The organism is Nocardiopsis trehalosi NBRC 14201, from assembly GCF_001552555.1.
Taxonomy (GTDB): Bacteria; Actinomycetota; Actinomycetes; order Streptosporangiales; family Streptosporangiaceae; genus Nocardiopsis_B; species Nocardiopsis_B trehalosi.
On sequence record NZ_BCRK01000003.1, the window covers coordinates 40,697 to 59,754 of the forward strand.

Here is a 19,058-nt window from a genome sequence, read left to right on the forward strand (position 1 = left end):
GTTCCTATGACTTAGACGGCCGCGTTTATCAAGTCCTAAAGTGACAGGTTGTGGCGAACAGTACCCTGACCAAGCAGCGATCAGAGGCGTTCAGGTCCTCGGTGGCCCTCAAGTACGCGATGGCGGCCTCCGGAGCGATCCTCGTTCTGTACCTGATCGTGCACATGTACGGCAACCTGATGATCTTCGGAGGTCAGACGACCTTCGACACCTACGCACACCATCTGCGCGAGATCGGCGAGCCGATGCTCCCGCACGAGGGCTTCCTGTGGATCGTGCGCGTGGTCCTCCTGGCGGCGGTCCTCGTGCACGCCTACGCGGCCTTCGTCCTCTGGAACCGCGCGAAGAAGGCCCGTCCCGCCGGGCAGCGCTACCAGGTGAAGAAGAGCGCGCAGACCCCGTCGCGCCGCTACGCGACCCAGACCATGCGCTGGGGCGGCGTGATCATCATCCTCTTCGTGATCTACCACATCCTCCACCTCACGACCAACGACATCGCCCCGGGCGGCGCCTCCGACAGCGCCTACCAGCGGGTCGTCAACGGTTTCCAGATCTGGTGGGTGACGCTGAGCTACCTCGTCGCGATGCTGGCCGTCGGCCTGCACCTGCGCCACGGCGTGTTCAGCGCGCTGTCCACCCTCGGCGCCAACCGGGCGAGCCGGCAGCGGGCGCTCCGCAACGCCTCGACCGCCATCGCGGCGCTGATCACGGTGGGCTTCCTGCTCCCGCCGTTCTCCGTTCTCTTCGGGCTGGTGAGCTAAATGACCGAACTCTTCATCGAGGGCGACCCGATCCGCGACACCAAGGCCCCGGACGGGCCCATCGCGGAGGTCTGGGACAAGCGCCGCTTCTCCGCGAAGCTGGTCAACCCCGCGAACCGCCGCAAGCTGTCGGTCATCATCGTCGGCACCGGCCTGGCCGGGGCGTCGGCCGCCGCCACCCTCGGCGAGGCCGGGTACCAGGTCAAGTCGTTCTGCTACCAGGACAGCCCCCGCCGCGCGCACAGCATCGCGGCGCAGGGCGGCATCAACGCCGCGAAGAACTACCGCAACGACGGCGACAGCATCTACCGGCTGTTCTACGACACCGTCAAGGGCGGCGACTTCCGCTCCCGCGAGTCCAACGTGTACCGGCTCGCGCAGGTCAGCGTCGAGATCATCGACCAGTGCGTCGCGCAGGGCGTGCCGTTCGCCCGCGAGTACGGCGGCCTGCTCGACAACCGCTCGTTCGGCGGCGTGCAGGTGTCCCGCACCTTCTACGCCCGCGGCCAGACGGGCCAGCAGCTCCTCATCGGCGCATACCAGGCGCTGGAGCGCCAGGTGGCGGCCGGCTCGGTCGAGATGAACACCCGGCACGAGATGCTGGAGCTGATCGTGGTCGACGGCCGCGCCCGCGGCATCGTCGCCCGCGACATGGTCACCGGCGAGATCGAGACCCACTACGCCGACGCCGTGGTGCTGGCGTCCGGCGGGTACGGCAACGTGTTCTTCCTGTCGACCAACGCCATGGGCAGCAACGTCACGGCCACGTGGCGGGCGCACCGCAAGGGCGCCCTGTTCGCGAACCCGTGCTACACCCAGATCCACCCGACCTGCATCCCGGTCAGCGGCGACTACCAGTCCAAGCTGACCCTGATGAGTGAGTCGCTGCGCAACGACGGCCGCATCTGGGTGCCCAAGGAGCACGGCGACGAGCGCGACCCGCGCGAGATCCCCGAGGACGAGCGCGACTACTACCTGGAGCGCATCTACCCGGCGTTCGGCAACCTGGTGCCGCGCGACATCGCCTCGCGCGCCGCCAAGAACGTCTGCGACGAGGGGCGCGGCGTCGGCCCGAACGGGCTCGGCGTCTACCTGGACTTCGCCGACGCGATCAAGCGCATGGGCCGCCCGGCCGTCGAGGCCAAGTACGGCAACCTGTTCGACATGTACCAGCGCATCACCGGCGAGAACCCGTACGAGGTTCCGATGCGCATCTACCCGGCCGTCCACTACACCATGGGCGGCCTGTGGGTCGACTACGACCTGCAGAGCACCATCCCCGGCCTGTTCGTCACCGGTGAGGCGAACTTCTCCGACCACGGCGCGAACCGCCTGGGCGCGAGCGCCCTCATGCAGGGCCTGGCCGACGGCTACTTCGTGCTGCCGAACACCATCAACGACTACCTCGCCGCCGGCCCGTTCGCCAAGGTCGACGACAGCACCCCCGAGGCGCAGGAGGCGGTCGCGGCGGTGCGGTCCCGCATCGACAAGCTCCTGTCCATCCAGGGCACCCGCACGGTCGACTCCTTCCACAAGGAGCTGGGCCACATCATGTGGGACTACTGCGGCATGGAGCGCACCGAGGAGGGCCTGCGCAAGGCCATCGAGCGCATCCGCGAGCTGCGCGACGAGTACTGGCAGAACGTCAAGGTCCTCGGCACCAACGACGAGCTGAACCAGGCCCTGGAGAAGGCCGGCCGGGTGGCCGACTTCTTCGAGCTGGCCGAGCTCATGTGCATCGACGCCCTGCACCGCCGCGAGTCCTGCGGCGGGCACTTCCGCGCCGAGTCCCAGACCGAGGACGGCGAGGCGCTGCGCCACGACGACGAGTTCGCCTACGTCGCCGCGTGGGAGTTCACCGGGACGGGCGAGCAGCCGGTGCTCCACAAGGAAGCCCTGGAATACGAGTACGTCGAGATGAAGCAGCGGAGCTACAAGTGAACATCACCCTGCGCGTTTGGCGCCAGAAGGCCCCCGGCGACGAGGGCCGGATGGTCACCTACCAGGTCGAGGACGTGTCGCCGGACATGTCGTTCCTGGAGATGCTGGACGTCCTCAACGAGAAGCTCACGCTGGCCGGCGAGGACCCGGTGGCGTTCGACCACGACTGCCGCGAGGGCATCTGCGGCGCGTGCGGTGTCGTCATCGACGGCGTCGCGCACGGGCCGGAGCGCACCACCACGTGTCAGCTGCACATGCGCAGCTTCTCCGACGGCGACGTGATCACCGTCGAGCCGTGGCGGGCCAAGGCGTTCCCGGTCATCAAGGACCTGGTGGTCGACCGGGGCGCGCTGGACCGGATCATCCAGTCCGGCGGGTTCATCAGCGCCCCGACCGGTACCGCGCCCGACGCCCACGCCATGCCGGTGCCCAAGGCCGACGCCGACCGCGCGTTCGACGCCGCGACCTGCATCGGCTGCGGCGCGTGCGTGGCGGCGTGCCCGAACGCCTCGGGCATGCTGTTCACCGCCGCCAAGGTCACCCACCTCGGCATGCTCCCGCAGGGGCAGCCGGAGCGGCAGGCCCGCGTGGTGAACATGATCAACCAGCACGACGAGGAGGACTTCGGCGGTTGCACCAACATCGGTGAGTGCGCGGCGGTCTGCCCGAAGGGCATCCCGCTGGACACCATCTCGCAGCTGAACCGCGACCTCCTGGGCGCCCTGGCGAGCGGCAAGGCGTAACCCGCCCCCCCGTTCCGCCGGTTGCGGATTGGACGGCCGGGCCCTCCACCCCCCTCACCTTGGGGGAGGGCCCGGCCTTTCCCGTTCCCGGGGTCCGCGCGTACACCCGGAACGGGGGTTGGGGATGGTCAGGACAGCAGCCGCAGCCACCGCGCGGCCAGGCTGTCGGGGGCGGGTTCGACCATCGGGGCGAGCGGGGGCATCGGGCCCGGCGGGGCGTCCCACCGCAGGGTGAAGTGGACGCCGTTCCCGGTGGGCAGGACGCCCCAGGCGTGGGCGAGGGCGTCGACCAGGATCAGGCCCCGGCCGCCCTCGCGGTGGAACGTGGCGGGGCGGGCGGCGATCCGGGTGCCGGGCAGCGCCGCGCGGTTGGTGACGTCGGCCCGGAGCAGGCCGCGACCGACGTGCAGCGAGATGCCGTAGACGCCGCCGGGGGCGCCGCTGAGCGTGTGCCGGACGGCGTTGGTGGCGACCTCGCTGACGAGCAGTTCGGCGGTCTCGATCACCTCGGCGGGGACGTCGGTGTTCGGTGTAGCCCGCAGCATGGCGACGGTCCACCGGCGGGCCCGGCCGACGCTGTCGAGCGTGCCGGGGAAGGGAGCGGTGTAGGCGCTCATCGGGTCGCCCCCGTCCACAGGACATAACGCCGAATTCGCGCCGCACGCCGCGAAGCCGTCCGGGGATGCCGCATTTGTGCAGTAGCGTGATGCATGGATTCCTCGCCTGGCCAATCAGGTGTCGGATCAAGGCCCTGTCCGGCGCGGCGAACGCCGGGCGGGGCCGCTGCCGTTCGGTCGGCAGTGATGCAACACTCCACTACCAGGCTGCAGTTCTCCAGGGATATCTCCTTGCTGCGAACTTCTGTGGTTCAGTATGGTGATCAGTAATCACCTGGTTCTAGGGAGTGATGGAACCGTGGTCAAGCATCCTCCCGCCTGGATTCGGTTCGGCGGAGAAGTGCGACGTGCTCGCCTGCAGACGGGTATGTCGCAGGAACACCTCGCTAAATCGATCCCCCTGAGTCAGAGCATGCTGAGTGGTATCGAGCTTGGCAGAAAAGGCGCAAAAAGGGACCACGCGGAGGCGATCGACGTCACTCTCAACGCCAAGGGAAAGCTGCTCCGAATCTGGGATTCGCTGAATACGAGCCCTGCTCATCCCGACTGGTTCCAGGGAGCACTGGCTCTTGAGCGACGGGCGATCGAGATACGCGAGTATCAGATGGTCGTGATGCCGGGCCTGCTGCAAACGGAGGACTACGCGCGCGCTCTGATTCGACCGGCGCAGCCGTGGGCGTCGTCTGCCAGGTCGAGGAATTGGTTCGCGCGCGCATGAGTCGGCAGGACCTCCTTGCCGCCCCTGATCGGCCGCTCAGTTGGTTCGTTATAGACCAGGTCGTCATCGATCGGGTCACAGGCGACACAGCAGTGATGAGAGATCAGTTGGACTTCCTGCTGAAGCTGGTCGATGAGTACGCCATCCGCTTCCAGATCGTGCCGAACGCCACGGCTCTGCATCCCGGCCTGGCGGGAGCCATCCGGATCATGAGCTTCGATGACCGTCCTACGATCGTGTACACGGAGCACGCGCTGGGTGGCGTGCTGTCGGACCAGGACGAAGCGGTACGCCACTGCACGGCGATCTTCTCCGCCCTTCAATCCGAAGCGATGTCCCCGGGTACTCTGCCGAGTTCATCCGCGTACGGAAGGAAGCCCTATGAACGCCGGCGGCTTCGCCTGGCACAAGTCCAGTTACAGCAGTGGCAACGGTGGCAACTGCGTTGAGGTCGGTTGGAGGAAATCGAGCTACAGCGGGGGCGACGCCAATTCCTGCATCGAGGTGGCGGATGTCCTCTGCGCGTGCGACGCCACCTGGCACAAATCCAGCCACAGCGGCAACCAGGGCGGGGACTGCGTCGAGGTTGCCGAGGGGCGCCGGTCGGTCCTCGTCCGGGATACGCAGAACCGGGGCCTCGGCCACTTGGGCTTCCCCGCCACCGAGTGGGCATCATTCCTGCGTGAGGTGAAGAACGGGGGCCTGTAAGGAGGAGCATCGCAATGGGCCACGGCCTTCTGACCTGGCGTCAGTCCAGTTTCAGCGGCAACCAGGGGGGCAACTGCGTGGAAGTCGGGTGGCGTAAATCCACCTACAGCGGGGGTGACACCGGCGCCTGCGTCGAGGTGGCGGATGCCCTCTGCGTGTGTGACTCCTCTTGGCGCAAGTCCAGTCACAGCGGTGCCAGCGGTGGGAACTGCATCGAGGTCGCCGAAGAGGATCGGTCGGTCCTCGTCCGGGACACGCAGAACCGGGACCTCGGGCATCTCGGCTTCCCCGCCACCGAGTGGGCGTCGTTCCTGCGTGAGGTGAAGTCCGGCGTCCTGTAGAGGTCACACACTCTGGTCGAAGACGTGGGCGCGGACCCAGGCGTGCATGGCGATCGCCGCCGCCGCGCCCGCGTTGATCGACCGGGTCGAACCGAACTGGGCGATCGACAGCACCGCCCGGCACACCTTCCGGGCCTCCTCCGAAAGCCCCGGCCCCTCCTGGCCGAACACCAGCACGCACGCGCGCGGCAGGGGGTACATCTCCAGCGGCACGGCCCCGGGCAGGTTGTCCACGCCGATGACCGGGAGGTCCCGCTCCTCCGCCCACGCCACCAGCGACGCGGTGTCGGGGTGGTGGTGGACGTGCTGGTACCGGTCGGTCACCATCGCCCCGCGCCGGTTCCACCGCCGCCGGCCCACGATGTGCACGGCCTCGGCGCCGAACGCGTTCGCCGTCCGCACCACCGAGCCGATGTTGAAATCGTGCTCCCAGTTCTCGACGGCCACGTGGAACGGGTGGCGGCGGGTGTCGAGGTCGGCCACGATCGCGTCGTGCCGCCAGTACCGGTACCGGTCCACGACGTTGCGCCGGTCGCCCCCGGCCAGCAGCTCGGGGTCGTAGCGCCCGTCCTCGGGCCACGGGCCCTCCCACGGGCCCACCCCGACCTCGGGGCGCGCGAGGTCGCCGTCATCGGCGGCTGCGGGAGAAACGGACTTCTTGCTCACCGGCCCCAGCTTAAACGCGCCCGCCCGCCCGCTGCGCCGGTGACCTCCCCGCCACCTCGATCGGGAGGCGCGGGGGAGAGGCGGGACGGGCGGGTCAGCGCAGTTCGATGCCGCCGTGGATGTCGCGGGCCTGGATCAGCGTGCCCGACACGTCGCCGTACACCGTGTTCACCACGTGCCCGGAGGCGTCGGTGAAGTGCGGGCGGAGGTCGGCCAGCAGGCGGCGCACCTGGGGGGGTCGGCCTCCTCGGCGGCGGCCAGGTGCCCGGCCAGCTCGCTGACCAGGACCGGGTCCTCCCCGTCGTCGTCGCGGGCGGCCTCCAGCTCGGCACGGGCGTCAGGGGCGTCGGCGAAGCGGGTGCGCAGTACGCCCCGCAACCGCTTCACGGCGACCCGCGCCCCCTCGGTCAGCGACTCCTGCGACCTTCCCGGCGACGGCGGCGGCGACGGTGAGGGTGAACTCATCGACCATGGAGGGCTCCCGGGGTAGGGGGTGCTCCGGTCGCGCGGGCGCGGACCGGCTCCGCACCGCCTTCCCCACCCCCACGACCCGGCCACGACCGGTCACGCGTCCCCGGGGATACCGGGGCGGGGTGGCTCAGGGGCGCAGGGCGTGGGTGACGGCGCGGGTGGCGGCGGTGCGGACGGCCTCCGGGGGGTCGCCGCGGCCGAGGGCGGCGGCGGTGGCGCCCATGACCGCGCCGACGAGGGAGCCGACGACCATGGCGGCGGCGACCTCGTCCAGCTCCTCGGGGAACGCGGCCGCGAGTTCGGCGGCCAGCGCCGCCTCGGTGGCGCGGAGCAGGCGCAGCGCCGCCGACTGGAGGTCGGGCGTTGCCGCGACCAGGCGCATCCGCTCGGGGGTGAGGCCGAGGAGGTCGAGGTCGCCGGGGTCGGTGGCGAACGTCTCGCGGACCACCCGGCGCAGCACGGTGTCGACGGTGTCGCCGGGCGCGCGTTCGCGGATGACCCGCAGCGCCAGCTCGCGGCGGGCCGGGGTGTCGGCGAAGACGATGTCCTCCTTGCCCGCGAAGTAGCCGAAGAAGGTGCGCGGGGCGATGCCCGCCGCCGCGGCGACCTGGTCGACCCGGGTCTCCTGGTACCCCTGCTCCAGGAAGAGCCGCAGGCCCTCCTCGATGAGCGCCCGCCGGGTGCGCGCCTTCTTCCGCTCCCGCCAGCCCTGTTCCACCTCCGCCATGTCGGCAGCCTACGGCATTCACTGCGTAAATGCATCCATTGCATTTTTGCAGTGACTGTGTTTTTCTCGGGGTCCTGCGCCGCGCCGCGGCGCACCACAACGGGAGGACACCATGGGGCACCTGGACGGGCGGATCGCCGTCGTCACCGGAGCGGGCAACGGCATCGGGCGCGAGCACGCCCGCTACTTCGCGGCGGAGGGCGCGTCCGTGGTCGTCAACGACCCCGGGGTGGCCCCCGACGGGTCGGGCGGCGACCCCGGCGTCGCGGCCCGCGTGGTCGCGGAGATCACCGCAGCGGGCGGCACCGCCGTCGCCAGCACCGACAGCGTCGCCGACCACGAGGGCGCCCGGCGGGTGGTCGCCACCGCCGTCGAGGCGTTCGGCGACCTGCACGCCGTCGTGGCCAACGCCGGCATCCTGCGTAACGCCCCGTTCCTGGACATGACGCCGGCCGACCTCGACGCCGTCCTCGGCGTGCACCTCACCGGCACGTTCGCCGTGGCCCAGGCCGCCGGGCGGTACTGGCGCGGCCGGCACGCCGCCGGGGACGCGGCGGACCGCAGCATCGTGACCACGGCGTCCGGGTCGGGGCTGTTCACCCCGCTGCCGACGCAGGCGAACTACGCGTCGGCCAAGGCCGGCGTCGCCGCGCTGACCACGGTGGCCGCCCTGGAGCTGCGCCGGTACGGGGTCCGGGTCAACTGCTACGCGCCCTCGGCGCACCGCACCCGGCTCACCCGCGACGTGCCGGGCATGGCGGCCGGGCCGCGCGCGGACGGGCACGACCCCTTCGACCCGCGCGCCAGCTCCGCCCTCGTGGCCTACCTGGCGTCCGCCGACTGCCCGCTGACCGGCCAGGTCTTCCAGGTGCACGACCGCACGGTGCGCGTCGCCCAGGGGTGGAGCGTGCGCGGCGAGGTCGCGGCGGACCGGCCGTGGACGGTCGACACGCTGGCCGAGGCGCTGGCCGCTACCGATTTGGAGGACCCGGAGGCCCCGCTGCTCCGCGCCATGGGCGCCCTGGACGACCCTGACCGCGCCCGCGCGGCCGTCCGCGCGCTGCTCGGCGGGTGAGCCCGTGATCGGGCGGGGTGCGGGGCAGGGGAGCCGGCGGCCCGGCCGCCCGTGCCGGCCCGGCGGCCCGGCGACCCGGGCGGTGGGCGGGCGCCCCGTCCCGCGTGGGCGTGACGCGGGACGGCCCGGGAGCGCCCGGTGGTCGACGCGCCCCGGCGGCTCAGGCGGCGGGCGTGCGGCGGCGGAGCACCAGGGCGGCGACGCCGCGCCAGCCCAGCAGGGTGGCGGCCAGGAAGAGCGTGGTGACGATGGCGAACGACAGCGGGGTGTCCTCGCCCGCGACGTCGCGCAGCACCAGGGCCGCCGCGACGGTGATCGCCCAGATCCCGACCCCGTAGGGCACCACCCGGGCGGGGGCCCGCCACGCCGTGGCGACCACCCAGCCGATGGCCAGCCCGGCGACGAACGGCCACCCGGTGTCGACGATCCCGGCCGGGGTCAGCCCCTCGGCGTGGTTGGCGCGGCCGATGACCACGAACGCGAGGACGCACACGACGTCGATGGCGGCGGCGACGGGGACCGGAACGGAACGCATACCGCCCAGGTTAAGGGGGCTCTCCGGGGCGCTGCGACCAGGGTCGGGCCGCCCCGCTGCGGACGCCGCCCGGACCGGTGGGCCGGGGAACCGGTTCGGCGGCGCTCCGGGAGCGATGGTCTCGGAGCGGGGCACTGCCCGGTGGCGTGGTGGGGGTGGTTCTTCGGCCCTGGCGTGCCTCTGTGGGCGCGGTCCGCTGGCCGGGGAGGCATGGGGGTGGAGACGGTGGCGGGCCCGGTTCCGGGTCGGGGCGCGGGGCCGGTGGCGCCGGTGGGGCGGAGGGGCTTCGGGAGTGGTGGTCCCGGTGCGGGGCGCTGCTCGGCCGTGTGGTGGGGGTGGTTCTTCGGCCGGGCGTGGTTCCGTGGGGCGGTTCGCCGGCCGGGGCCATGGGGGTGGAGACGGCGGCGAGCCCGGCGACAGGTTGGAGTGGCGGGGCCGGCGACGGGTCGGGGTGGCGGGGCCGGCGACGGGTCGGGGTGCGGGACGGGTGGCGCCGGTGGGGTGGACCCGGGTGGACGGGCGCTCTCCGGCGGGGTGTCCGAGGCGCTGTGCCGGGGGTCGGCGTCGGCTCACGCGTGCCGGGGCGGCGGGTCTAGCCTGGGGCGGTCGCGCGGCACGGGGCCGCGGAATCCATGATCGAAAGGGGTCGCCATGCGCGTCCTCGTGGCGGGTGCGACCGGTGCGGTCGGCCGCCTGCTGGTGCCGATGCTCGTCTCCGCCGGGCACGAGGTGACGGGCACCTCGCGCTCCGACGCCGGGGCCGAGCGGGTGCGCGCCCTCGGGGCGCGCGGGGTGCGGGCCGACGCCCTCGACCGCGCGGGCCTGCACCGGGTGGTGGCCGAGGCCGCCCCCGACGCGGTGGTCCACCAGCTCACCGACCTCGCGGGCGCCGACGGCGCCGCCAACGCCCGGCTGCGCCGCGAGGGCACCCGCAACCTGGTCGACGCGGCCCGCGCGGCGGGCACCGGACGGGTGATCGCCCAGTCCATCTCCTGGGCCTACGCGCCCGGCACCGGCCCGGCCGAGGAGGGGGAGCCGCTGGACATCGGGGCGGAGCCGCCCCGCTCCGGCATGGTGGCCGCCGTCGCGGAGCTGGAGGAGGCGGTCCTCGGATTCGGCAACGGGGCCGGCACCGGATCTGGCACCGGGATCGGCAACGGGGCCGACATCGGGGTGGTCCTCCGCTACGGCATGCTCTACGGGCCGGGCACCTGGTACGCGCCGGGCGGCGCGGTCGCCGCCGCGCTGGCGGGCGAGCCGGGCCCGCCCTTCCTGGGCAGCCTGGCCGCCGACGACGCGGTCGGCTCCTTCGTGCACGTCGAGGACGCCGCCGCGGCGGCGGTCGCCGCTCTCGACTGGCCCGCCGGTCCGGTCAACGTGGTCGACGACGAACCGGCGGCGGCGCGTGAATGGCTGCCCGTCCTCGCCGGCGCCCTCGGCGTCCCCGCGCCCGCCCCCGCGAGCGGCGCGGCGGGCTGGCAGCGGGGCGCGTCGAACGCGCTCGCGCGCTCGCGGGGGTGGCGGCCGCGGTGGCCGAGTTGGCGCACCGGCTTCCCCGCGTCGGCGGCCTGACAGAGGCGTCCATCGGTGTCGGCGCGGGCCGGTCGCCGGTTCTCGTGCCCGCCGCCCCGGTGGTCCCGCGCCCGCTCCCACGAACGGGGCGGCGAGCCGGTGGCGGGCGAACGGGCTCGTGAGTCCGCCGCGCGGCCGGGGTGCGGCGTGTCCTCCCGCGCCGACGGTCTGCGTCGGGGGCGGGATCGACCGTTGTTCGACCCTCCCGCCTCTGAGGCCGGTCGCGGTCGGCGTCCTACGGGTCCCGCCCTCGGGAGCGGCCGTGCGGGGGCCCGGGGCGCCGCACGCCCCGGGCCCCCGGCGGGTCAGGCCGCGCCGGCGGTGACGTCGTCCAGGGAGGTGCCGCGCGTCTCGCGGGCCAGCAGGAGGGCCACCAGGGTGATCACCGCCGCGACGATGAGGTACCCGCCCACCGCCCACAGCCCGAACTCGGCGGCCAGCCAGGTGGCGGCGTAGGGCGCGAGGGAGGCGCCCAGCAGGCCGCCCAGGTTGTAGGCGATGGACGCCCCGCTGTAGCGCACGTTGGTCGGGAACAGCTCGGGCAGCAGCGCCCCCATCGGGCCGAAGGTGAGCCCCATCAGGGACAGCCCGATGACCAGCGTCGCCAGCACCAGCACGGTCGACCCGGACCCCAGCATCGGCCCGAGGGCGGCGCCGAACACGATGATCGCGACGGTGATCACGATGAGCGTGGAGCGGCGGCCGTAGCGGTCGGCGATCAGCCCGGCGACGGGCGTCAGCAGGCCGAAGAACACCACGCCGATGAGCAGCAGCACCAGGAACTCGGTGTAGGCGTAGCCCAGGCCGTCGGGGCTGGTGCCGTAGGACATCGTGAACACGGTCATCAGGTAGAACAGCACGTAGGTCGCCACCATGATGAGGGTGCCGAGCACGATGGAGCGGGTGCTGGTGCGGAACACCTCCAGAACGGGGGTGCGCGCCCGCCCGCCCGAGGCGAGGACCTTGGCGAACGCGGGGGTCTCGTGCAGGCTCAGCCGCACCCACAGGCCGACGATGATCAGCACGGCCGACAGCAGGAACGGCACCCGCCAGCCCCACGCGAGGAACGCCTCCTCGGAGAGCGTGCCCGACAGCGTGAGGAACACCCCGTTGGCCAGGAAGAACCCGATGGGGGCGCCGAGCTGGGGGAACGTCCCGTACAGGGCGCGCTTGGCGCGCGGCGCGTTCTCGGTGGCGAGCAGGGCGGCGCCGCCCCACTCCCCGCCGAGGCCCAGCCCCTGCCCGAACCGGCACAGCGCGAGCAGCAGCGGGGCGATGACGCCGATCGCGGTGTAGGTCGGCAGCAGGCCGATGAGCACCGTCGACACGCCCATGGTGAGCAGCGAGGCGACGAGGGTGGCCTTGCGCCCGATGCGGTCGCCGAAGTGGCCGAAGAGCGCGGAACCGACCGGCCGGGCCACGAACGCGATCGCGAACGTCGCCAGCGACTGGAGGGTGGCGGCGGTGTCGTCGCCGGACGGGAAGAACAGGTGCGGGAAGACGAGGACCGCGGCCGTCGCGTAGACGTAGAAGTCGTAGAACTCGATCGAGGTCCCGACGAGGCTGGCGGTGATGACGCGCGCCGGGCGGTTCACCGGTGGCGCCTCGGGGTCCCGTTCCCCGGCGGATTCCTGCACTGACACGTCCGCTACCTCCCGCTTTGCGAAGTTCAACCGGTTCATAGTACGCCCGGTCGACTGGCATGCGAGACGTAGTGTCCACCATGTGGGACGAACGTGGGAGGTGTTCCGCCGTTCCCGTGCGGCCGTCCGGACCCGCCCCGCCGCCGGCCGGCGCGCAAGGGGATGGATGGGGCAGGGACACGCCGGCCGGCCTCGCGCTCCGCACCGGCTCCGATGCGCGAGTCCCCGGCGCCTCACGCGGAGGCGCCGGGGTGGTCAGGGAGGGCCGGACCGGGTCAGCCGGTCAGCAGCGTGGCGCCGAACTCCTCCAGGATCGGGTTGACCGGCTGGAAGTACGTCGTCCCGCCGGAGGTGCAGTCGCCCGACCCGCCGGAGGTGACGCCCTGCGCCTGGTCGCCGCTGAGCCACGAGCCGCCGGAGTCGCCGGGCTCGGCGCAGACGTCGGTCTGGGTCAGACCCGAGACCGTGCCCTCGGGGTAGGACACCGACTGGTTGTGCGCCTCGATCACGCCGCAGTGCCAGCCGGTGGTGGAGCCGGAGCGGCAGACGGACGCGCCCTCGGGCGACTCCGCCGAACCGGCGACGGCCACCGTGCCGCCCGCGTAGTCGTTGACCGCCGCGACCGGGGTCCAGTTGCCGTCGGCCTCGACCACGCCCATGTCGCTGCCCGGGAAGACCGACCCGGTCACGGTCCCGGTGCCGCTGCCGTCCTGGGTGCCGACCGGGGTGCCGGTCTCGCCGCAGTGGCCGGCGGTCACGAAGCCGGTGGTGGTCGCGAAGCCGACCGAGCACCGGCCGCTGCCGTCGATGATGTAGGGGTCACCGCCGACGATGTCGGCGTAGAGCCGCGGCTCCTCGTCGGTCTCCTCGACCGTCACCGCGTCGGCGGGCACGCCCGCTGCGGCGGCGAACTCCTCGGCGGCCGCGGTCGCGCCCTCCAGGGCGGTGATCACCACGGTGTCGGAGGCGGTGTCGGGGTACCACCCGGCGATGCCCTCGTCCAGGGTGGCGCCCTCGGCGTTCAGGTCCGCGACCATGGCGTCGAGGGCGTCCTCGCCGCGGGTGACGACCCGGGCCTCGGCGCCGGCCGCGCGGACGTCGTCGGCGGCGGCCGCGTCGGTGACGGCGACCGTCAGCTCGCCGGTGGCGATGTCGAACCGGCTGCCGCCGAAGGCGTCGCCCAGGGCGGAGCGCAGGTCGGCGTCGATCGCGCGGGCCTCGGCCTCCTGGGCCACCAGGTCGGTGGCCTCGGCCTCGGTCAGGCCGAGGTCGCGCTGGAGCGCGGTCAGCTGCTCGGCCGCCACCTCCGGCGTGGTGTCGGCGGCGGCGGTGGCCGCGCCGGTCGTCACGGCGACGGCGCCGCCGACCAGGCCGAGCGCGAGGGCGGAGCCGCCCAGCGCTCGGGCAAGGGGGGACTTTCGCACAGTGCCTGCCCTTTCTTCGGTGTGGCAAGGGCGGGACCCGCGTTAACGAGCGGGGACTCAACGTGGATCCCGGTCCGCCGGCGCCCGTGGGGCGCGGCGGGTTCACCGACGTTCGGTAAACGATTCGCAACCATAAGTCAGATGTGCCGATCGCGACAGGCCCCGTCACGGGGGGTGAAGTCGACATCTGTCGAATTCCCGGTGATCCTCCGTGACGGCCGGACCGCGCTCGGCGACCCCGGGCGCGCGAACTCCGACGTGAGTCCGGAGTTACCGGCGCGTACGCGCGGCAACGGAACGGAGGACCGACGGAAAAGCAAGAGGGTGAGCGTGGCCGGATGCGGACGGAAAAGCCCGGGTCGGCAGGACAACCGACCCGGGCCCCGGGGCACCGGAACCGCCCCCGCTACGCCTCGGGGCCGCCCCGCAGCGCCCCCTTCAGGAACTCCACCTGCAGCAGCAGCAGGTTCTCGGCCGTCGTCTCCTCCGACGCCATGTGCGTGATCCCCGACAGCGGCAGCACCGAGTGCGCCCGCCCCGCCGCCAGCAGCGCCGTCGACAGCCGCTGCGTGTGCGCGAACACCACGTTGTCGTCGGCCAGGCCGTGGATCAGCAGCAGCGGCCGGTTCGGCTCCGCCCACCCCTCCAGCAGCGACGACCGCCGGTACGCCGCCTCCTGCTCCTCGGGCAGGCCCAGGTAGCGCTCGGTGTAGTGGGTGTCGTACAGCGTCCAGTCGGTCACCGGCGCCCCCGCCACCGCCGCGTGGAACACGTCGGGCCGGCGCAGCACCGCCAGCGCCGCCAGGTACCCGCCGAACGACCAGCCGCGGATGGCCACCCGCCCCAGGTCCAGGCAGCCGAACCGCTCGGCGGCGTCGTGCAGCGCCGCCACCTGGTCCTCCAGCACCGGGCCCGCCAGGTCCAGGTGGATCTCCTGCTCCCACTCCGGGCCCACGCCCGGCGTGCCGCGCCCGTCGGCGACGACCACCGCGAACCCCTGCTCGGCGAACCACTGCGAGGTGAGGAACGCCGACCGGGCCGCCAGCACCCGCTGCGCGTGCGGACCCCCGTACGGGTCGAGCAGCACCGGCAGCGGCCCCGACCCCTCCTCGTACCAGGACGGCAGCACCAGCGCCGACGGCACGCCCCGCTCGCCCGCCGCCCAGAACCGCACGCGCGGAGCGGGCAGGTCCGGCACCTCGGCGGCGCTGGCGATCTCCGCCACCACGCGCCGGTTGTCCGTCCCCGCGCCCGCCACCACGGCGGTGCGCACCCCGTCGGTCGACAGGTCCCGCCGCTGCACCACCAGCGTGCCGGCGCGCAGCCGGCCCGAGTGCACCCCGCCGCCCTCGGGCGCGTCCGGGAACTCTACCTGCGCACCGGTCCCCGCGCGCAGGTCGAACAGCCAGAGCACCACCTCGCCCGGCCGGCCCGCCGGCGACGCCGAGCACAGCGCCAGCTCGCCGTCGACGTCCACGATCCCGCGCAGGTAGAGGTCCTCGGGGCCGACCGCCCGGTCGCCCACGTAGAGCCGGCGCGGCCCGCCCCCGGGGCGGCCCAGCCACACCGGCGACCCCGACGCGGTGAAGTCGGGCACGCCCGGGACGATCTCCACCCACACGTCGTCGGTCTCGCGCCGGGTGGCGAACACCAGCCCGGTGCCCGGGTCGGCGCTGAACACCGACAGCGTGCGCTGGTCGCGGCTCTGCGCGCTGAACACCACCGTGGGCGTGCCGTCGGGGCCCGTGGTCCACCCGGCGCGCACCAGGTAGGGCAGCTCCGCGCGGTCCCAGTCGATCCACACCGGGGCGGGCGGCCCGGCGTCCGCGCCGCCGCCGGCCTCCAGCACGGCCAGCCGGACCTCGGCGTTGGGGGTGCCCGCGGCGGGGTAGGCCACGGTCTGCGGCTCCGCCTCGGGGTGGGCGGGGTCGGCGATCGTCCACCGCCGCACCGGGGAGTCGTCCACCCGGGCCGCCAGCAGCGAGCCGCCGTCGGGCGCCCACCACAGGCCCCGGTACCGGCTCATCTCCTCGGCCGCGACGAACTCCGCCAGCCCCCACACCACGTTCTCGCCGTCGGGCTCGGCCAGCGCCCGGTCGCCCGCGCCGTCGGTGCCGACGACCCGCACCGCGCCCCCGCTGACGTAGGCCACCGCGTCCCCGCGCGGGCTGATGGCCGGATCGACCACCGGGGCCGCTGCGGGCAGCTCGCGCGGCGCCGCGTCCGCGTCGGCCAGGTCCACGCAGTACAGCCGGCCCGACAGGGTGAACGCCGCGCGGGTGAAGGCCTCGTCGACCGTGTAGGCGACCACGCCGCCGCCGGTCTCGCGCAGCCGTTCGCGGCGCGCCCGCTCCTCCGGCGGCAGGTCCTCGTCGTCGGCGCCGATCGCGCGCGGGTCGGCCACCACCCGCTCCCGTCCGGTGCCGGTGTCCAGCACCCACAGGCACGTGGCGGTGTCGGTGCCGTCGCGGCCGCGCAGGAACGCCACCCGCCGGCCGTCCGGGGAGATCTGGAACGCCCGCGGCACCCCGAGCGTGAACCGCCGGGTCCGGGCCTGCTGCCGAGGAAAACTCATGTGCCGATTGTGGCGCATGCCCGCCTTCCGGCGTGCGGAGCGGCGCACCAGGTCGGCGCGGAGACGCGCCGCACGCCGTGTCCCTGGGTCGGCGCCGCCCCGCCCGGTAGGGTCACGACCATGACCGACCGCAGACTCCTGCTGGTGCACGCCCACCCCGACGACGAGAGCATCGTCACCGGCGCCACCATGGCCGCCTACGCCGCCGCCGGCGCCGAGGTCACCCTCGTCACCTGCACGCTGGGCGACGAGGGCGAGGTCATCGGCGACGAGTACGCCCACCTCACCAGCGACCGCGACGACGCCCTCGGCGAGCACCGCGTCGGCGAACTCGCCAAGGCGTGCGTGGCGCTGGGCGTGCGCGACCACCGGTTCCTGGGCGGGGCCGGCCGCTACCGCGACTCCGGGATGATGGGTTCGCCCACCAACGACCACCCCGGCTGCTTCTGGCGCGCCGACGTGGACGAGGCCGCGCAGCTGCTGGTCGACATCGTCCAGGAGGTGCGGCCCGACGTCATGGTCACCTACGACGCCAACGGGGGCTACGGCCACCCCGACCACATCCAGGCGCACCGGGTGGCGCTGCGCGCCTTCGACCTGGCCGCCGACCGCACCCGGCCGGGCAGCCCGTGGGGGGTCCGCAAGCTGTACGCGGTGGCCCACCCCCGGTCGGTGCTGGAGGCGTCGGTCGAGCGGCTGCGCCGCGACCCCGGCCCCTTCACCGCGCCCGAGGGCATCGAGGACATCGCCCCCGGCACCCCGGACTCCCTGGTCACCACCCGCGTCGACGGGTCGGCGCACTGGGCGGCCAAGGCCCTGGCCATGCGCCGGCACGCCACCCAGGTGACCGTCGACGGGGAGCTGTTCGCGCTGTCCAACGGTATCGCCCAGGAGATCAGCGGCGTGGAGTACTTCACCCTGCTGCGCGGCCCGGCCCCGCGCCGGGGCCCCGACGGCCACGAGACCGACCTGTTCGCCTGACCGCGCCCCGCCCGGCCGTCCGAGGCCGGGCGACCTGGTCGGCCGGGGCCGCCGCGCCCGTCGCGTAGGCTGCCCCCGTGTCGGTCTCCACCTCTCCGGGCGCCGGGTCGCCCGCGGCCCCCGCCGCCCCGCGCGGCCCCGCGCGGGCGGTCGCCGCCGCCGGCTACACCGTGCTCCCGCTGCTGGGCCTGGCCGTCGGCGTGGTCGGCGGCCCCGCCGCCCACTGGCTGTCCTGGCTCTGGCTCACCGGCACCCCCGGGCGGCTGCTCGCGGGGACCGGCCTCGCGGTCGGCCTCGTGCTGCTGTTCGCCGGGTGCCGCGCGGCCGGCTGGGGCATGGGCTCGCGGCTCGGCGCCGGGCTGTTCGCGGTCGGCTGGACCGCCGCGGCGCTGGCCCTGGTGGGGTTCACGTCGGGCGGCGACATCCTGCTGACCAACGGGGGGCTCGACAGCGCCGTGCTGTTCGGCGGCGTGTTCGCGGTGGCCCTCGCCACCGTGCTCACCCCCCGCTGACCACCGCTCAGGTCACCCAGAACCGGAACAGGATCTCGCCGAAGCCGATGTCGATCTGCGGCAGCCCGACCGCCGCGAACAGGCCGAGCACCGCGTTGAGGAACGCCAGGTTGACCGGCGCCAGCCACAGCACGCCGAACACCGCGATCACCCCGAACAGCCCCCACGTGCGGTCGACCCCGGCCACCCGCTCCGGCAGGTAGGGGGCCAGCGCCGCGAACCCGTCGAACCCGGGAATCGGCAGCAGGTTGAGCAGCGCCGCGGTCAGGTTGAGGTAGCACAGGTACATCAGGCCGACGATCAGCCAGTTGTCGGTGACCGACCCGGCCGGGACCAGGACCGCCACCACCGCCGCGAACGCCGCCGCCAGCACCAGGCTCACCGCCGGTCCGGCCAGGGCGACCAGGGTGCGCCGGCCCCGCCCCGGCACCCGGCGCGGGTCGACGTGGGCCGCCGCCGGGCCGGTGATCCCGATCCCGCCGAGCACCAGGAACGCCACCGGCATCAGCAGTCCGGCGAACAGCCCGCTGTAGCCGAACGGATTGAGCCGCAGGTACGCCCCGCCGCGCTGGGTGCGGTCGCCGGACAGGTGGGCCGCCAGGGCGTGCCCGAACTCGTGCAGCGCCAGCGACGCGATCCACCCGCCGAGCATGAACACGAACGGCAGGTAGACGGTGGTGGCGTCGCCGGTCCAGTCGACCTCGGCGCGGGTCCAGGAGAACCAGCCGGCCAGCCCCGTCACGCCGAGCAGCAGCACGAACACCGGGCTGGGCAGCAGGTCGGCGGCGCCTGCGGCGGTCCGCTCGGGGGCGGCCGCCTCGGCGTCCCCGGCGGTGGCCTCGGAGGCGTCCCCGGTGCTCCCGGCGGCCTCGGTGGCCTCGGCGGCGGGGTCGGGCGCCGCGGCGGTCGCGCCGTCCTCGGCGGCGAGCGCCGTGCGGGACGGCCGCTCGTCGGAGCGGGCGGGCTCCGGCTCGGTCGGCTCAGGCGTGGACATACGGCTCCAGCGGGTCGCGTGGGTGGTGGGCGGCGCGGGCGCGCGGCGGGCCCG

At 73.8% G+C, this 19,058-nt stretch carries 18 protein-coding genes and 1 pseudogene; 10 read left to right on the forward strand and 9 right to left on the reverse strand.

Translation table 11 applies throughout. The features are described from left to right. Positions 1-50 precede the first annotated feature (50 nt). From NT8_RS01160 to NT8_RS01170, 3 genes are read left to right on the forward strand one after another with little or no spacing between them, the layout of a single operon-like run. Positions 51-761: a succinate dehydrogenase cytochrome b subunit gene (locus tag NT8_RS01160; RefSeq protein ID WP_084468549.1), complete on the forward strand. Its 711-nt coding sequence runs from the start codon at positions 51-53 to the stop codon at positions 759-761. After that, the gene (locus tag NT8_RS01165; RefSeq protein ID WP_067963037.1) at positions 762-2,702 is read left to right on the forward strand and encodes a fumarate reductase/succinate dehydrogenase flavoprotein subunit; all 1,941 of its coding nucleotides are present in this window, start codon (positions 762-764) and stop codon (positions 2,700-2,702) included. Beyond that, positions 2,699-3,445 carry a succinate dehydrogenase/fumarate reductase iron-sulfur subunit gene (locus NT8_RS01170; protein WP_067963040.1) on the forward strand — a complete coding sequence of 249 codons (747 nt, stop codon included), beginning with the start codon at positions 2,699-2,701 and terminating at the stop codon, positions 3,443-3,445. The genes NT8_RS01165 and NT8_RS01170 overlap by 4 nt, the downstream gene beginning before the upstream one ends. A 128-nt stretch (positions 3,446-3,573) precedes the next feature. On the opposite strand, the gene NT8_RS01175 is transcribed toward NT8_RS01170, so the two are convergent. After that, positions 3,574-4,062 (reverse strand): ATP-binding protein, encoded by a 489-nt coding sequence (locus NT8_RS01175; RefSeq protein ID WP_067963043.1) that lies wholly within the window; start codon positions 4,060-4,062, stop codon positions 3,574-3,576. Positions 4,063-4,318: 256 nt separating this feature from the next. Here NT8_RS01175 and NT8_RS31420 point away from each other — a divergent pair. From NT8_RS31420 to NT8_RS01195, 3 genes and pseudogenes are all read left to right on the forward strand, one after another. Beyond that, positions 4,319-5,229 (forward strand): annotated as a pseudogene (locus NT8_RS31420) (helix-turn-helix domain-containing protein). Further along, positions 5,162-5,488 carry a DUF397 domain-containing protein gene (locus NT8_RS28240; protein ID WP_084468551.1) on the forward strand — a complete coding sequence of 109 codons (327 nt, stop codon included), beginning with the start codon at positions 5,162-5,164 and terminating at the stop codon, positions 5,486-5,488. The pseudogene NT8_RS31420 and the gene NT8_RS28240 overlap by 68 nt, the downstream one beginning before the upstream one ends. A gap of 14 nt (positions 5,489-5,502) precedes the next feature. Next, complete coding sequence (locus tag NT8_RS01195; protein WP_067963054.1) at positions 5,503-5,829, forward strand: DUF397 domain-containing protein; 327 nt, start codon at positions 5,503-5,505, stop codon at positions 5,827-5,829. Positions 5,830-5,832: 3 nt separating this feature from the next. Here the strand turns inward: NT8_RS01195 and NT8_RS01200 are convergent, their stop codons facing one another. From NT8_RS01200 to NT8_RS01205, 3 genes are all read right to left on the reverse strand, one after another. After that, positions 5,833-6,495: a TrmH family RNA methyltransferase gene (locus NT8_RS01200; protein WP_067963057.1), complete on the reverse strand. Its 663-nt coding sequence runs from the start codon at positions 6,493-6,495 to the stop codon at positions 5,833-5,835. Positions 6,496-6,589: 94 nt separating this feature from the next. Further along, positions 6,590-6,724: a hypothetical protein gene (locus NT8_RS31150; RefSeq protein WP_281203366.1), complete on the reverse strand. Its 135-nt coding sequence runs from the start codon at positions 6,722-6,724 to the stop codon at positions 6,590-6,592. Between the two features lie 369 nt (positions 6,725-7,093). Continuing rightward, on the reverse strand, positions 7,094-7,693 hold the full coding sequence (locus NT8_RS01205) for a TetR/AcrR family transcriptional regulator (protein ID WP_067963060.1): 600 nt from the start codon (positions 7,691-7,693) through the stop codon (positions 7,094-7,096). A 112-nt stretch (positions 7,694-7,805) separates the two neighbouring features. Between NT8_RS01205 and NT8_RS01210 the strand changes: the two genes are divergently transcribed. Further along, a complete protein-coding gene (locus NT8_RS01210) occupies positions 7,806-8,768 on the forward strand; it encodes an SDR family NAD(P)-dependent oxidoreductase (RefSeq protein ID WP_067963063.1) in 963 nt (320 codons plus the stop codon). Positions 8,769-8,928: 160 nt separating this feature from the next. On the opposite strand, the gene NT8_RS01215 is transcribed toward NT8_RS01210, so the two are convergent. After that, entirely contained in the window at positions 8,929-9,303 is a 375-nt protein-coding gene (locus NT8_RS01215; protein ID WP_067963067.1) for a DUF3054 domain-containing protein, read from the reverse strand. 651 nt (positions 9,304-9,954) lie between these two features. On the opposite strand from NT8_RS01215, the gene NT8_RS01220 reads away from it, so the two are divergent. Further along, positions 9,955-10,875, forward strand: a complete 921-nt coding sequence (locus NT8_RS01220; protein ID WP_067963071.1) for an NAD-dependent epimerase/dehydratase family protein — start codon at positions 9,955-9,957, stop codon at positions 10,873-10,875. A 305-nt stretch (positions 10,876-11,180) separates the two neighbouring features. Here the strand turns inward: NT8_RS01220 and NT8_RS01225 are convergent, their stop codons facing one another. From NT8_RS01225 to NT8_RS01235, 3 genes are all read right to left on the reverse strand, one after another. Next, on the reverse strand, positions 11,181-12,518 hold the full coding sequence (locus tag NT8_RS01225) for an MFS transporter (protein ID WP_394326554.1): 1,338 nt from the start codon (positions 12,516-12,518) through the stop codon (positions 11,181-11,183). Positions 12,519-12,793: 275 nt separating this feature from the next. After that, a complete protein-coding gene (locus NT8_RS01230; RefSeq protein ID WP_067963075.1) occupies positions 12,794-13,942 on the reverse strand; it encodes a S1 family peptidase in 1,149 nt (382 codons plus the stop codon). A 406-nt stretch (positions 13,943-14,348) separates the two neighbouring features. Then, positions 14,349-16,517, reverse strand: a complete 2,169-nt coding sequence (locus NT8_RS01235; protein WP_067963079.1) for a S9 family peptidase — start codon at positions 16,515-16,517, stop codon at positions 14,349-14,351. Between the two features lie 120 nt (positions 16,518-16,637). Here NT8_RS01235 and mshB point away from each other — a divergent pair, with 120 nt between their 5' ends. Beyond that, positions 16,638-17,498, forward strand: coding sequence for an N-acetyl-1-D-myo-inositol-2-amino-2-deoxy-alpha-D-glucopyranoside deacetylase (gene mshB, locus NT8_RS01240; RefSeq protein WP_067963082.1), 861 nt, complete (start codon positions 16,638-16,640; stop codon positions 17,496-17,498). Positions 17,499-17,575: 77 nt separating this feature from the next. Further along, on the forward strand, positions 17,576-18,010 hold the full coding sequence (locus NT8_RS01245; RefSeq protein ID WP_067963085.1) for a hypothetical protein: 435 nt from the start codon (positions 17,576-17,578) through the stop codon (positions 18,008-18,010). Positions 18,011-18,017: 7 nt separating this feature from the next. On the opposite strand, the gene NT8_RS01250 is transcribed toward NT8_RS01245, so the two are convergent. Continuing rightward, positions 18,018-19,004: a site-2 protease family protein gene (locus NT8_RS01250; RefSeq protein ID WP_067963088.1), complete on the reverse strand. Its 987-nt coding sequence runs from the start codon at positions 19,002-19,004 to the stop codon at positions 18,018-18,020. Positions 19,005-19,058: the final 54 nt, after the last annotated feature.

Coding starts and splice junctions, on each gene's coding strand:
- NT8_RS01165 (WP_067963037.1), top strand. CDS start 762: ATGACCGAACTCTTCATCGAGGGCGACCCGATCCGCGACACCAAGGCC.
- NT8_RS01175 (WP_067963043.1), bottom strand. CDS start 4,062: ATGAGCGCCTACACCGCTCCCTTCCCCGGCACGCTCGACAGCGTCGGC.
- NT8_RS28240 (WP_084468551.1), top strand. CDS start 5,162: ATGAACGCCGGCGGCTTCGCCTGGCACAAGTCCAGTTACAGCAGTGGC.
- NT8_RS01195 (WP_067963054.1), top strand. CDS start 5,503: ATGGGCCACGGCCTTCTGACCTGGCGTCAGTCCAGTTTCAGCGGCAAC.
- NT8_RS01205 (WP_067963060.1), bottom strand. CDS start 7,693: ATGGCGGAGGTGGAACAGGGCTGGCGGGAGCGGAAGAAGGCGCGCACC.
- NT8_RS01210 (WP_067963063.1), top strand. CDS start 7,806: ATGGGGCACCTGGACGGGCGGATCGCCGTCGTCACCGGAGCGGGCAAC.
- NT8_RS01215 (WP_067963067.1), bottom strand. CDS start 9,303: ATGCGTTCCGTTCCGGTCCCCGTCGCCGCCGCCATCGACGTCGTGTGC.
- NT8_RS01220 (WP_067963071.1), top strand. CDS start 9,955: ATGCGCGTCCTCGTGGCGGGTGCGACCGGTGCGGTCGGCCGCCTGCTG.
- NT8_RS01235 (WP_067963079.1), bottom strand. CDS start 16,517: ATGAGTTTTCCTCGGCAGCAGGCCCGGACCCGGCGGTTCACGCTCGGG.
- mshB (WP_067963082.1), top strand. CDS start 16,638: ATGACCGACCGCAGACTCCTGCTGGTGCACGCCCACCCCGACGACGAG.
- NT8_RS01250 (WP_067963088.1), bottom strand. CDS start 19,004: ATGTCCACGCCTGAGCCGACCGAGCCGGAGCCCGCCCGCTCCGACGAG.